General features: G+C 61.5%; 10 protein-coding genes and 2 pseudogenes. 10 read left to right on the plus strand and 2 right to left on the minus strand.

The genetic code is table 11. The annotated features are described in order from the left end of the window. Positions 1-197 precede the first annotated feature (197 nt). The 9 genes and pseudogenes from J3P96_RS15515 to J3P96_RS15555 all read left to right on the plus strand — a co-directional run bounded on the left by J3P96_RS15515 (position 198) and on the right by J3P96_RS15555 (position 9,906). A complete protein-coding gene (locus J3P96_RS15515) occupies positions 198-2,606 on the plus strand; it encodes a phospholipid carrier-dependent glycosyltransferase (RefSeq protein ID WP_434652142.1) in 2,409 nt (802 codons plus the stop codon). A gap of 11 nt (positions 2,607-2,617) precedes the next feature. Then, a complete protein-coding gene (locus J3P96_RS15520; RefSeq protein ID WP_434652144.1) occupies positions 2,618-3,637 on the plus strand; it encodes a glycosyltransferase family 2 protein in 1,020 nt (339 codons plus the stop codon). A 281-nt stretch (positions 3,638-3,918) separates the two neighbouring features. Further along, positions 3,919-3,978 (plus strand): annotated as a pseudogene (locus J3P96_RS15525) (hypothetical protein); the annotation flags it as partial. A gap of 135 nt (positions 3,979-4,113) precedes the next feature. After that, positions 4,114-4,416: a hypothetical protein gene (locus tag J3P96_RS15530; protein ID WP_434624238.1), complete on the plus strand. Its 303-nt coding sequence runs from the start codon at positions 4,114-4,116 to the stop codon at positions 4,414-4,416. A gap of 59 nt (positions 4,417-4,475) precedes the next feature. Further along, complete coding sequence (locus J3P96_RS15535; RefSeq protein ID WP_434652146.1) at positions 4,476-4,826, plus strand: GtrA family protein; 351 nt, start codon at positions 4,476-4,478, stop codon at positions 4,824-4,826. Continuing rightward, positions 4,823-6,106: an NAD-dependent epimerase/dehydratase family protein gene (locus J3P96_RS15540; RefSeq protein ID WP_434652148.1), complete on the plus strand. Its 1,284-nt coding sequence runs from the start codon at positions 4,823-4,825 to the stop codon at positions 6,104-6,106. The genes J3P96_RS15535 and J3P96_RS15540 overlap by 4 nt, the downstream gene beginning before the upstream one ends. Then, positions 6,096-7,682 carry a GMC oxidoreductase gene (locus J3P96_RS15545; protein WP_434652150.1) on the plus strand — a complete coding sequence of 529 codons (1,587 nt, stop codon included), beginning with the start codon at positions 6,096-6,098 and terminating at the stop codon, positions 7,680-7,682. Before J3P96_RS15540 ends, J3P96_RS15545 begins: the two co-directional genes overlap by 11 nt. Further along, positions 7,679-8,782, plus strand: a complete 1,104-nt coding sequence (wecB, locus tag J3P96_RS15550) for a non-hydrolyzing UDP-N-acetylglucosamine 2-epimerase (protein ID WP_434652152.1) — start codon at positions 7,679-7,681, stop codon at positions 8,780-8,782. Before J3P96_RS15545 ends, wecB begins: the two co-directional genes overlap by 4 nt. Continuing rightward, entirely contained in the window at positions 8,779-9,906 is a 1,128-nt protein-coding gene (locus J3P96_RS15555) for a glycosyl transferase (protein WP_434652154.1), read from the plus strand. Before wecB ends, J3P96_RS15555 begins: the two co-directional genes overlap by 4 nt. Before the next feature lies 1 nt (position 9,907). Here the strand turns inward: J3P96_RS15555 and J3P96_RS15560 are convergent. Both J3P96_RS15560 and J3P96_RS15565 read right to left on the minus strand, forming a co-directional pair. Continuing rightward, positions 9,908-10,102 (minus strand): annotated as a pseudogene (locus tag J3P96_RS15560) (PLP-dependent transferase); the annotation flags it as partial. A gap of 87 nt (positions 10,103-10,189) precedes the next feature. After that, positions 10,190-11,107 (minus strand): LysR substrate-binding domain-containing protein, encoded by a 918-nt coding sequence (locus J3P96_RS15565; RefSeq protein ID WP_434604421.1) that lies wholly within the window; start codon positions 11,105-11,107, stop codon positions 10,190-10,192. Between the two features lie 195 nt (positions 11,108-11,302). Between J3P96_RS15565 and J3P96_RS15570 the strand changes: the two genes are divergently transcribed. Next, positions 11,303-12,052 (plus strand): SDR family NAD(P)-dependent oxidoreductase, encoded by a 750-nt coding sequence (locus J3P96_RS15570; RefSeq protein ID WP_434652156.1) that lies wholly within the window; start codon positions 11,303-11,305, stop codon positions 12,050-12,052. Positions 12,053-12,120 lie beyond the last annotated feature (68 nt).

Raw genomic sequence — 12,120 nt, forward strand, 5'->3', positions numbered from 1 at the left:
TTACGAGCGTTGACCAACCGTGGCGAGGGAGCTTGCTCCCGCTGGGCTGCGAAGCGGCCCTGAACCCGGCCACCGCAGCGGGCCAGGTAGGTTGCATTCAGCTTTTGGGGCTGCTGCGCAGCCCAGGGGAGCAAGCTCCCTCGCCACGATGAATCGAGAAACGCCTTAAGCGAAGTTCCTTCAGCCGAGACAATATTTTGCCCAGATTCAGCCTGAAATACGCAGTGGTGCTGTTGGTTTTACTGGCGAGTACGGCGGTCGGCGTGTACGGTTTTTCGACGCTTGAACTGGCGTCCATGAACAGCAGTAGCCGCACGGTACTGCTATCAGTGGCAGTCCTGGCGGCCCTTACCGCTTTCACTCGCAAGCCGCCGATCATTCTTTGCCTTGGCCTGCTGGCGTGCCTGACCATTGCCTGCGCGCAGACCTGGCCGGTGGTTGTCGTCGCGGTCTTCGCGCTGTCTGCCACCGTGCTCGGCAGGTGGCTGCTCAGGCAAGAAAATCCGGCCGACTGGAGCATCCATTTACTGATGGGCACCGGCACGTTCGGTACGCTGACAGGCCTGGCTGCGTATATGCCGATCAACTATCCCTGGCTGTATGGCGCGATGTTGGCAGTGCCGCTTGTACTGGGGCGCAAACAGGTTCTGTCGATAGGTCGCGAACTGCTGGCACAAATCCAGGCCACCCGCTCGGCACAAACGCCCCTGCAAACCGGGCTCGATGTATTGATTGGCGGCTTCGCCTGCCTTTATGTGCTGGTGGCCTTCATGCCGGAGGTCGGCCACGACGCCTTGGCCATGCACCTCTTCGTCCCTTCACAGCTGGCCCAGCGGCACCAATGGTCGTTCGATGCAAACACCTATGTGTGGGCCGTCATGCCCATGCTGGCCGACTGGATCTATAGCATCGTCTATATGCTGGCGGGCGAAACGGCGTCACGCCTGAGCAATAGCGCATTCGCCTTGCTGGTGGCGTGGCAGATTCGCAACATGACCCTCTGGGCCGGGGGCTCCGCCACGAGCGCTCGCGGGGCAAGCCTGATCTTCCTGTCGACGCCCCTCGCCTTTGCTGAAAGCAGCAGCCTGCACATAGAGTCGGCGTGGACCGCCTTCATGCTGGCCGGGACCCTGGCAATCCTGAAGGTCTCAGGCTTCACTGCGGATCCTCGGGAACGCCTGTCGCAACTGGTCCTGGCCGGTGTCCTGCTGGGCTTCGCCATGGCGGCCAAGGCGGTGACCCTGAGTGTCCTGCCGGTCCTGCTGTTGGTCCTCTTGCTGCAATACAAGGCCTGGGCCGTGCGAGGAATCGCCAAGACCCTCATGCTCGGCAGCGCCGGCCTGCTGCTGGCGGGCGCTACCCCTTACGTCTGCGCCGGGTACTTGACCGGTAACCCGGTGTTCCCGTTTTTCAACGGGGTTTTCCATTCGCCGCTCTGGCCGGACATGAACTTCGAACCGCCCGCCACTTTCGGTACCGGAATGACCTGGGACACTCTCTATCGAATGGTCTTCCAGTCGCCGCAGTTCATCGAGGGACGGGTCGGCGCGGCGGGTTTCCAATGGCTGCTGCTACCCACTGCGGCCGTCGCCGTGCTGTTGAGCGGCAACAAAAAAGCCCTGTGCATCCTCCTGGTCGGCGCCGGCGCGATGTTCATGACGTTCCAGTCAACGGCCTACCTGCGTTATGTGTTTCCCTCCTTTGCGCTGTTCTCGGTGATCCTCGCCCTGCCCTTTTCCGACGCCAGGGCGTTCCCCCGCAGCCTCGCCATCGCGGCCGGTGCCGTGTTGGTCCTGGCCAACACTCGCTTCATCCAGGCCGCGACTTACTATGGCGAAATCAAACCCTCGGCACTGTTGAGCCAGGCCGGTCGGGAGGCCTTTTTGCTGGAGCGCCTGCCGATCCGGAAAATGGTCGACACCGTCAACGCCTTGAACAGCGGTTATCAACCCGTGGCGGTTTTTGCGTCGCCCTTGATGGCGGGTTTGCATGGCGATGCCCTTTACGCATCGTGGTACAACCTGAAGTGGAAGGGCGAATTCGACGCAGCGACCTCGCCGGCGGAGCTTACCCGGCGCTTGCGCCAGCGCCAGGTGAACTGGCTGGTGATCGATCTCAAGTCTCTTCCCCAGGCGCAACTCGACCGCCTGCTCGCCGTGTCCACGTCATATTCCAGGCTGGGTAACCTGGACCTGCGCAAACTCAACGCCACCCACTACGAGCTCCTGCTCAATCCGGACCTGTCCAGCCTCGACGGCTGGAACCTGCTGTCACCCTCGACCTATGACACCTCGCGCAAGATCCTCACCGTCAACGTCAACACACCCGCCACACAGCGCGTCGACGTGACGCCGGGGCTGACCTACATCAACAGTGTGTCCGCACGCTGCGCGGAGGCAGCCACTACCGGAAGAATCCAGGCCAACTGGATTGACGACCAAGGCGACTTCATCAGCGCCAGCATCGAGACGTTTGATTGCACCACGCACTGGGAGACCCATGAGATGAGCGTCATTGCCCCGGCTAATGCCACGTCCGCGGTCATTTATGCGTCCGGGCATACCGACACTCCCCTGGAGTTCAAATCACTTTCATTCAGGCAATAGTTGGCAAATCGATGAACACAACAACAACGATTTTCACGGATGAACTACGCGTTGCCGTCGTCATCCCCAGCTATCGGGTCACCGCACACATCGTCGGCGTCATCGACGCCATCGGGCCGGAGGTCTGGCGCATCTATGTCATTGACGATGCCTGCCCGGACGGTTCGGGCGGGCATGTCCTGGCCTCCTGTAACGACCCTCGGGTCAAGGTGCTGCCCCATGACATCAACAAAGGTGTGGGGGGTGCGGTCATGACCGGCTATCGAGCAGCCCTCGCTGACGGCGCGAGTATCATCGTCAAGGTCGACGGCGACGGTCAGATGGACCCGACCCTGATTCCGCTGTTCATCGAACCGATCCTGGCGGGTGAAGCCGACTACACCAAGGGCAATCGGTTTTTCGACCTGGAGGAAGTCCAGTCGATGCCGCGAATTCGACTGTTCGGCAATGCCGTGTTGTCGTTGATGGCCAAACTGTCGACGGGTTACTGGGATCTGTTCGACCCGACCAACGGCTATACCGCGATTCACCGTGACGTCGCCAGGCTGCTGCCCCTGGACAAGGTCAGCCAACGCTATTTTTTCGAGACCGACATTCTGTTCCGCCTGAACACCGTGCGCGCCGTGGTGGTGGACATACCGATGGAAGCCCGCTACGGCGATGAGGTCAGTCACCTGAAGATCTCGAAAATCGTCGGCGAATTTCTCTTCAAGCACCTGCGCAACTTCACCAAGCGCGTGCTCTACAACTACTACTTGCGCGACATGTCCCTGGCTTCGATCGAGCTGCCGATCGGAATCCTGATGTTCGTGTTCGGCATCCTGTTCGGCAGTTACCACTGGTTCGAGTCGGCGCAGCATGGCGTCGCGACGCCAGCCGGCACCGTGATGCTCAGCGCATTGCCCATGCTCATGGGGCTGCAATTGATCATGGCGTTTCTCGGTTACGACATCGCCTCGGTCCCCAACAGGCCTCGGCATTCCAGGCGCAGGGCCACTTCATTGCGGGAAGAAAAGTCATTAAAGCGCTAAGAGATTTTTTATCGGACCCGTCGCTCAAGGCGCTGGATGTCGATGGCTGCGAACGCCTCGAACTTCACGGCAAGGTGCTTGAACGCAAGCAAATGCTCAGGGAAATCTTCGTGGAATTCCACCACGCGTTCCGTCGACTGGCAGACCGCTATTTCCAGGTCGGGGGTCTTGAGGTGGAGTTGGGAGCGGGCATCGCGCCCATGCGCGATTCGTACCCTGAAGTCCTGGCCACGGACGTTGTCGCCAGCGAGAAACTCGACATGGCGCTCGATGCCCAGGCAATGAGCCTGGACGATGATTCGGTGAGGGCCTTTTACGGCCAGAATTGTTTTCACCACTTTCCTCACCCCGAGCGTTTTTTCACGGAGCTGGAAAGGACGCTCAAGATCGGCGGCGGGGCCATTTTGATCGAGCCCTTTCACGGCCCCTTTGCCGCGTTCCTCTATAGGCGCCTGTTCAAGTCCGAAGGCTTCGACATGCACTTCCCTTCTTGGCATACACCGTCAACCGGCCCCATGAACGGTGCCAACCAGGCCCTCAGCTACATCGTTTTCGTTCGCGACCGGCAGGCGTTCGAGCACAAGTACCCGGGCCTGGAGATCGTCCACCAGGAGATCTGTGGCAGCTACCTGCGTTACCTGATTTCCGGCGGCCTGAACTTTCGCCAGCTGTTGCCTGACGTATTCATCCCTGTGCTCAAGGTCATTGAAAAACTGCTGTATCCGTTGCACCGGATACTGGCCTTGCACCACATCGTGGTGATCCGGAGGACGTCTTGACCTTTATCCGATACGGCGCCATCCAACTTGTGGCCTATGGGTTGGACATGGGGACGTTTTTGTTGCTGCTCGCGCTATTCGACAACCAACCCGTGCTGGCCAACGTCGCTGGCAAAGTCGTGGCCGGGACGTTCGCGTTCTTTTCGCATCGGCATTTCACATTCCAGTCGACACGCGTCGGCAGCAAGGCTCAAGCGCTGCGCTATTTTTCGTTGCTCGCCATCAATATTCCGCTCGCTTCGGTGCTGCTCAGCGCGGGGCTGTACCTCATCGATAACCCTGTCCCGGTGAAATTTGTCAGCGACGTGATCTGCGTAGCGCTGACCTACTGGATCAGCAAGCGGTTCGTGTTTCGTACCGATACGCACCCGCCGGCTCCCGCTGACCGAGCCGAAGGCGCACGACCATGACGCTACTGATTACCGGCGCGACCGGCTACATCGGACGACGCTTGACGGCCCTCGCGGCAGCAAGCGGTCACGAAGTCATTTGCGCCACCCGCAAGCCGTGCCCTGCCCCCTATGCCTGGCTGCCTTATGACCTGCGGGGCCCGGCGCCCGAATGCCCGGCCGGCACTCAGGCGCTGATCCATCTGGCGGCCGACACGTCACCCGATACTGACACTAACGCGGACGCTGAAATAAACGCGGCCCTGGCGCTGATCGATTGCGCCCGACAAGGCTCGGCCAGGTTCATCTTCATTTCCAGCCAAACCGCCGGGGCCACGGCCCCGAGCGTTTATGGCCGGACCAAGTGGCGTATCGAGCAGCATGTGCTCGCCGCCGGGGGTACCGTGATCCGCCCCGGGCAAGTGTACGGCGGCCCCGAACGCGGGCTTTTTGGCCTGTTGACCGGGCTGGTTCGCCGGAGCCCGTTCATTCCGATCCTCATGCCAGCGCCTCGCGTGCAGCCCATCCATGTCGACGACCTCGCGGCCGCGATATTGGCCATCGCCGAGCGGGACGACGTTCATGGTGAGGTCATCACGCTGGGTGCCGTAAAACCGATTGCCTTTGGGCGCTTCCTGAGCGCCATTGCGACGCACCGGGTCCGCGCCGTGCGCATGCCAATCCCTCTGCCGGTGGCATTGCTCAGGCTGTTGCGGCTGATACTCGGACGGTCCTTGAGCAGAAAGCTGGGCCTGGAGCGGATCTTTTCCCTTATTCATCTGCCGCCCATGGACAGCGAGCGTTCCCTGGAAAAACTCGGCATCGCGTTGCGCCCCCTTGCCCACGGCATGCATCGCTCCGGCCATGGGCAACGTCGAGGCCTGCTACAGGAAGCGGCGGTGCTCTTGGGCTACCTGCTCAAGCGCCCGCCGCAAAAAAGCCTGGTAAGGCGCTATGCAAGGGCACTGGAGCGTGCGGGCAAAACCCGTCCCGTCATTCACTCACGCCTGCTGATGGGCTGGCCGATACTCTTGACGCTGCTGGACAACCCCGGCGTCCTGGGCACGCCCGAGGGCCAGGAACTGGCCTGGCGCCTGCAGGTTGCACTCGGTATCGCCGAAGCCAGCCCCCAAGGCGCGCAGGTGTTTCTCGGCACCCGGTGGCCGCGCAGCCTTGTCGCCACGCTGGCTGCGTTGGGACTCACCTCGGTCAAAGCGTTGGTGTGGAAGATCGCGGCGTTGTCGTGCCGTGCTTTTGCCCGCCCGCTGCTGCTTGGAAGTGAAGCCCACCGTGAAGCCTGAGTTCGATGTGATCATTGTCGGCAGCGGCCCAGCCGGGACTTCGGCGGCCTATCCGCTGGTCAAGGCGGGCCTGCGAGTGCTCATGGTCGATGCCCAGGCCAACAGCGACTCACCGGCGCCGCCAACCCGGCCATTCCTCGGTGCCAGGGCCAACGACGCGCATCAGTGGAAATGGATGATCGGCGAAAACTTCCACGCCCTGGACCAACTGGACGCCGTATCGCCCAAGCTGAAGACGCCGACCCACGCCCATGTCTTCGAAGGGTTCAGCGCCGGCAATCGCATCGAGACCGAAAACTTCATCGGCATCGGATCACTGGCCACCGGAGGCCTGTCCAATGCCTGGGGTTGCGGCGTGGCAGCGCTGGGTGCCAGTGACTTCGCCGGGCTGCCCATCGATTATTCCGAGATGCAGGCGTCCTACGAAACGATTGCGCGCCGGATCGGCATCAGTGGCCGGCTCGACGACGATCTCTCCAGCTACTTCGGTCTGGATGAGTGGTCGCAACCACCCCTGCCGCTGGACAACCTGCATCAGCGCTTGCTCGACCGCTACACCCGGCGCCGAGCGGTGTTTCCCGACCTGGGGTTTCGCCTTGGCCGTTCAAGGGTCGCCGCCTTGAGCCAGCCCCTCGACGAGCGCAAGGCCTGCGATCTTTCTGGAAACTGCTTGTGGGGCTGCCACCACCAAGCCTTGTACAGCGCCTCGCAAGAGCTGCGAAAACTCAAGCAATACCCTGGTTTCCAGCACGTCCAGAATTTCCTGGTGGAGGATCTGCTGAAACAGGACGACGCATGGACCATCACCGATCATCGCTCCGCCCGGCGCTTGCGCGGTGCGCGCCTGTTGCTGGCGGCCGGCACACTGGCCTCGACCCGGCTCGTCCTCAAGTGCCTGAACCATTCGGCACCGGTACCGCTGCTGTCATCGCCGACGGCGGCCTTCCTACTATGGTTGCCAAGAATGCTCGGCACCCCGAGAGTGCCGGTATTTGGCCTGGGCCAGCTCTCGTTCACCCTGGAGTTGAAGTCCGGCGCCACAGCTTTCGGTTCGACGTTCAGCACCACGGGCTTGCCCATGACCGAGTTCGTCACCCGGATTCCCATGAGCAAACGCTACAGCATCGAATTGCTGAGGAACCTGCTCAGCGCGTGCGTCGTCGGCAACATCTTCCTTCCCGGGCAGCTGTCCAGCAACACGGCGCTGCTGCGCTCCGACGGTTCGTTGAGCATCACCGGCCAAGTGCATCACGAGCTCCCCGGGCTCATGAAAGCCGCCGAGACCAGGCTGCGGCGGATCTATTGGAAGATGGGCGCGCTGTTGATGCCCATGAGCTTCACCGTCGGCAGACCGGGAGCAGATATCCACTATGCGGGAACCCTGCCCATGCACTCGAAGCCGAAGATTGGCCAGACCGATCGCCTTGGCCAGGTCGCAGGCCTCGACGGCGTGCATGTCGTTGATGGCGCCTGTCTGCCCAGCCTTACCGAGAAATCGCACACGTTGACCCTGATGGCCAACGCGGACCGGATAGCACGCTCTCTGACAACAATGATAGGAAATCAGCAGTCATGACCCGCAAAGTACTCTGCATCGTCGGTACACGCCCCGAAGCCATCAAGATGGCCCCGGTGATCAACGCTCTCAAGGCCGAGAAAAACATCGAGTGCCGTGTGCTCGCCACCGCCCAGCACCGCGGCCTGCTCGACCAGATACTGAAGGGCTTTGCGATCAATGCCGACCTCGACCTGGACATCATGCGTCCCAACCAGTCTCTGGCAGCGCTGACCTCACGCCTGCTGCGTGAACTCGACGGCGTCCTGCAAGCCGAGAAACCGGATGTCGTACTGGCTCAAGGTGACACGACCACCGTCATGAGCGCCGCACTGGCGTGTTTCTACCTGCGAATTCCCTTCGGCCATGTCGAAGCGGGCCTGCGTACCGGGGACCTGTACAATCCGTTCCCCGAAGAGGCCAACCGGGTGATCGCCGGCAAGCTGGCCCGCTGGCATTTCGCGCCGACCCAGGGCGCCGTGGCCAACCTGCTGGGCGAAGGTGTTGCCGCCAGTGATATCACCCTGACCGGCAATACCGTGATCGATGCCTTGCTGATGACCGCGGCACAGGACTCAGCCTTGACCGTCCCACTCGATGCGCACAGACGCATGGTGCTGGTGACCTGCCATCGTCGGGAAAACTTCGGCGAACCGTTCCAGGATATCTGCCAGGCACTCAAGTGCCTGGCCGAACGGAACCCGGACATCCAGATCCTCTATCCCGTCCACCCCAACCCGAACGTCAAGGACGTCGCCCATCAACTGCTCGGCCGAACCCCGAACATCATCCTCTGCGCACCGCTGGACTACGCTCCGTTTGTCGCGGCAATCAAGCGCTCATACCTGATCATCAGCGATTCCGGGGGCGTGCAGGAAGAAGCCCCTGCCCTGGGTAAACCGGTGCTGGTACTCAGGACAGAAACCGAACGCCCCGAAGCGGTCGACCTCGGCGTAGTCAAGTTGGTGGGCGCCAATCGGGACACCATCGTTGAACAGGCACAGCATCTGCTGGATGACCCTGAGGCCTATCAGGGCATGGCGCGGGGCGTTTCCCCCTATGGCGACGGCAGGGCCGCAACGCGTATTGCCGACGTCCTGCGCCAGCACCTTCAGTCATGAGAATGATCTACCTGTCCCCGGTGCCATGGGCCAGTTTCAGCCAGCGCCCTCATCATTTCGTCAACTGGTATCACCACCAGACTGACGCACAGGTGCTCTGGATCGATCCCTATCCGACGCGCTTGCCCACGTTGAACGACATCAGGTCCAAGCCGCCTGTTGCCGATCAGCACAGCGTTACCGTTCCCCCCTGGTTGCACGTTTGCAAACCCCGGAGCCTTCCCATTGAGCCGCTTCCAGGCTCGGCAATGCTGCTCAAGCAACTGTGGCGCAACCTGTTCAAGGAGATTGCGGCGTTTGCCGCCGCCGGCCCCTGCCTGATAGGTGTCGGAAAACCTTCCGAACTGGCCTTGCAACTGCTGGCACGCATGCCTGCAAGCCCTGCCGTCTACGACGCGATGGATGATTTCCCGGCCTTTTATCAGGGCCTGTCACGCCGGTCCATGGAGCGTCGCCAGGCGCAGCTTATTCGACGGGTAGACAGAGTGCTGGCCTCCTCCAGCCACCTGCGCAATAAACTCCTGGGCATGACCGACCAGGTGGAACTGGCCCTCAATGCCTGTGACGTGCGCGGACTGGCGCCGGTCGAAAGCCTGGACCTGGCCGCCATGCAACAGGTGCTTGGTTATGTCGGCACCCTGGGTCGTTGGTTCGACTGGGACCTGGTCACCGCGCTGGCCCAGGCCAACCCTGGAAACCGGATCCGGCTGATCGGCCCCGTCTTCACACCGGCGCCCTGCGTATTGCCCGCCAACATCGAGCTGCTACCCGAGTGTTCCCATGCCGATGCAATGACGGCCATGGCAACGTTTTCGGTAGGCCTGATTCCGTTCAAGCTCAACCGCCTGACCGCCTCGGTCGACCCGATCAAATACTACGAGTACCGCGCCCTCGGCCTGCCTGTCATCTCGACCCGCTTCGGTGAAATGGCCCTGCGCGACCGGGAGCCGGGCGTCTGGATCGTGGATCAAGGGACTGACCTGCGCAACACCGTCGTTGCAGCGCTCGCCAGTCAAAGCGACCATGCCACCGTTCAGCAATTTCGTCAGGCGCATCTCTGGGCCAAGCGTTTTTCGGCGGTAGACCTCATGCCTGCCTCATTGGAGAAACCAGAAGTCTGGTAAATCATCCGGCAGCCACAAAGCCCCGCTGCAGGTCCTCGATCAACACCTCGACATCCTCCAGTCCCACATGCAATCGCACCACCGGGTTCAACGCCCGATCCTCGGCGCTCTGCCGATCCTGGGTATCGGCAACGGTCACCAGACTCTCGAACCCACCCCAGGACGCCCCCAACCCGAACACCTGCAACGCATCGATAATCAACGCACTGGTGCGCCGGGCTTATGAGCTGATCAGGAACAATCAGGGGCATTGAGTGATCGCTGCCCAGGAAGACCCGCTCGGTCAATAGGCGAAACCCTGCCCCAGCTCACTTTCCATCCACTCCAGAAAACGCCGGACGCGGGGGAAGCTCGAGTGGGCCTTCGGAAACACCAGGTGATGGGCAGCCACCGGTGCGCTGAGCGCCTCGGGTGCCACCTCGACCAGGCTGCCGGTGGCAAGATATTTCTTCGCCAGCAATGTGCTTTCCAAGGCAAACCCCAAGCCATGACTGGCGGCCTCCAGCGACATGTACGACCGGTCGAAGCTCAAGGCATAAGGCTTCTCCGGGCGCGCCAGGCCATGTTGCGCAAACCATTGCGGCCATTTGAGCAACGTGGCTTCCGAAAGTACCAGGTCGCAATTCAACAAATCGGACGCGTTGCGGATCGGGCATTGCGCGAGCAGTTTTGGCGAAGCGAGCACCGCGAAAGTCTCGTTCTGGACGGTGCGGACTTCATAACTGGGCCAGTTTGCAGTGCCGTGGCGGATGTCCACGTCAATCTTGTCCCGACTGAAATGCAGCGATTCGTAAGAGCAGGAAAGATTGATCTGGATATCAGGGTTGGACGCCCGAAAAGCTTCCAGCCTCGGCATCAACCACAACAACCCGAAGCTGGGCGCCGAATGCAGGCGCAAGCAGTCCAGGCTTACGTCGCTGGCCGCACGTTCGGTGGCGACGGCCAGGCTATGGAGCAACCCGGACACCTCCTTGAGGTATTGCTCCCCCACAGGCGTGAGCGTGACGCCCCGCGCGGCACGCACAAACAGTTGCCGGCCAATCATCGCTTCAAGTTTCGCCAATTGATGGCTGACCGCGGAGGGTGTCAGGTCCAGCACTTCCGCTGCCCTGGCGACATTGCTGAACCGGGCCGTTTGCTCAAAAGCCTGAATTGCTTTCAGCGGTGGAAGAATCAAAGGGGCATCGGCATCGGTACGCATGGCAGGTCCCTGCATAACAGTTCTAATGATTGTTGAGCTTCGCCGTGAAAGGTTCCAGCCGCAAGCCAGCGAGTGCTGAATTTTTTTCAGCACTGAATGACTTTCAGGCCATTGCTCAGCCAGGGAACCAGGACGAAGCTGAGTCATCGGTTTTTGCCGAATCGACCCAATAAAAACAATCCGAGGTATCCCTTCATGCTTCTTCAAGGCAAAGTCGCAATCATTACCGGCGCCGCATCTGCCCGTGGCATTGGCCGCGCCACCGCTACGACGTTCGCCCGGCACGGCGCCCGCGTCGTGATTCTCGACCTGGATGAATCTGCCGCACGCGATGCCGCCAGCGCCCTGGGCGACAATCATCTCGGCCTCGCCGCCAATGTCGCCGATGAAGCGCAGGTCCAACGGGCCGTCGCCCGCGCCATCGAACATTTCGGCCGAATCGACATTCTCATCAACAACGCGGGCATCACCCAACCCCTCAAGACCCTCGACATTCGCCCGTCGGACTACGACAAGGTATTGGACGTCAGCCTGCGCGGCACCCTGCTCATGTCACAAGCCGTGATCCCGCTGATGCGCGAGCAGCAAGGCGGCAGCATCGTCTGCATGTCTTCGGTGTCTGCCCAGCGCGGTGGCGGCATATTCGGTGGGCCACACTACAGCGCCGCCAAGGCCGGTGTACTGGGCCTGGCCAAGGCAATGGCGCGCGAACTGGGCCCGGACAAGGTGCGGGTCAACTCCATCGCCCCAGGTCTGATCCACACCGACATCACCGGCGGCCTCATGCAGGACGAGCGTCGTCACGCAATCATCGAAGGTATTCCGTTGGGTCGCCTGGGTGCGGCCCAGGACGTCGCTAACGCCGCCCTCTTCCTCGCCAGCGATCTATCTTCGTACCTGACGGGCACCACGTTGGATGTAAACGGTGGAATGCTGATTCATTGATGTATCTGGACGGGCCCACCCGGCCCGTGCGGTTCTGGATCGAAGACCCCAGCCGGGCTGTTTGCCTG

Source organism: Pseudomonas sp. R3-56 (assembly GCF_051132075.1).
Classification (GTDB): domain Bacteria; phylum Pseudomonadota; class Gammaproteobacteria; order Pseudomonadales; family Pseudomonadaceae; genus Aquipseudomonas.

Excerpts from the sequence above, each read along its gene's own strand:
- J3P96_RS15520 (WP_434652144.1), top strand. The coding sequence starts at position 2,618 with ATGAACACAACAACAACGATTTTCACGGATGAACTACGCGTTGCCGTC.
- J3P96_RS15530 (WP_434624238.1), top strand. The coding sequence starts at position 4,114 with ATGCACTTCCCTTCTTGGCATACACCGTCAACCGGCCCCATGAACGGT.
- J3P96_RS15540 (WP_434652148.1), top strand. The coding sequence starts at position 4,823 with ATGACGCTACTGATTACCGGCGCGACCGGCTACATCGGACGACGCTTG.
- wecB (WP_434652152.1), top strand. The coding sequence starts at position 7,679 with ATGACCCGCAAAGTACTCTGCATCGTCGGTACACGCCCCGAAGCCATC.
- J3P96_RS15555 (WP_434652154.1), top strand. The coding sequence starts at position 8,779 with ATGAGAATGATCTACCTGTCCCCGGTGCCATGGGCCAGTTTCAGCCAG.
- J3P96_RS15565 (WP_434604421.1), bottom strand. The coding sequence starts at position 11,107 with ATGCGTACCGATGCCGATGCCCCTTTGATTCTTCCACCGCTGAAAGCA.
- J3P96_RS15570 (WP_434652156.1), top strand. The coding sequence starts at position 11,303 with ATGCTTCTTCAAGGCAAAGTCGCAATCATTACCGGCGCCGCATCTGCC.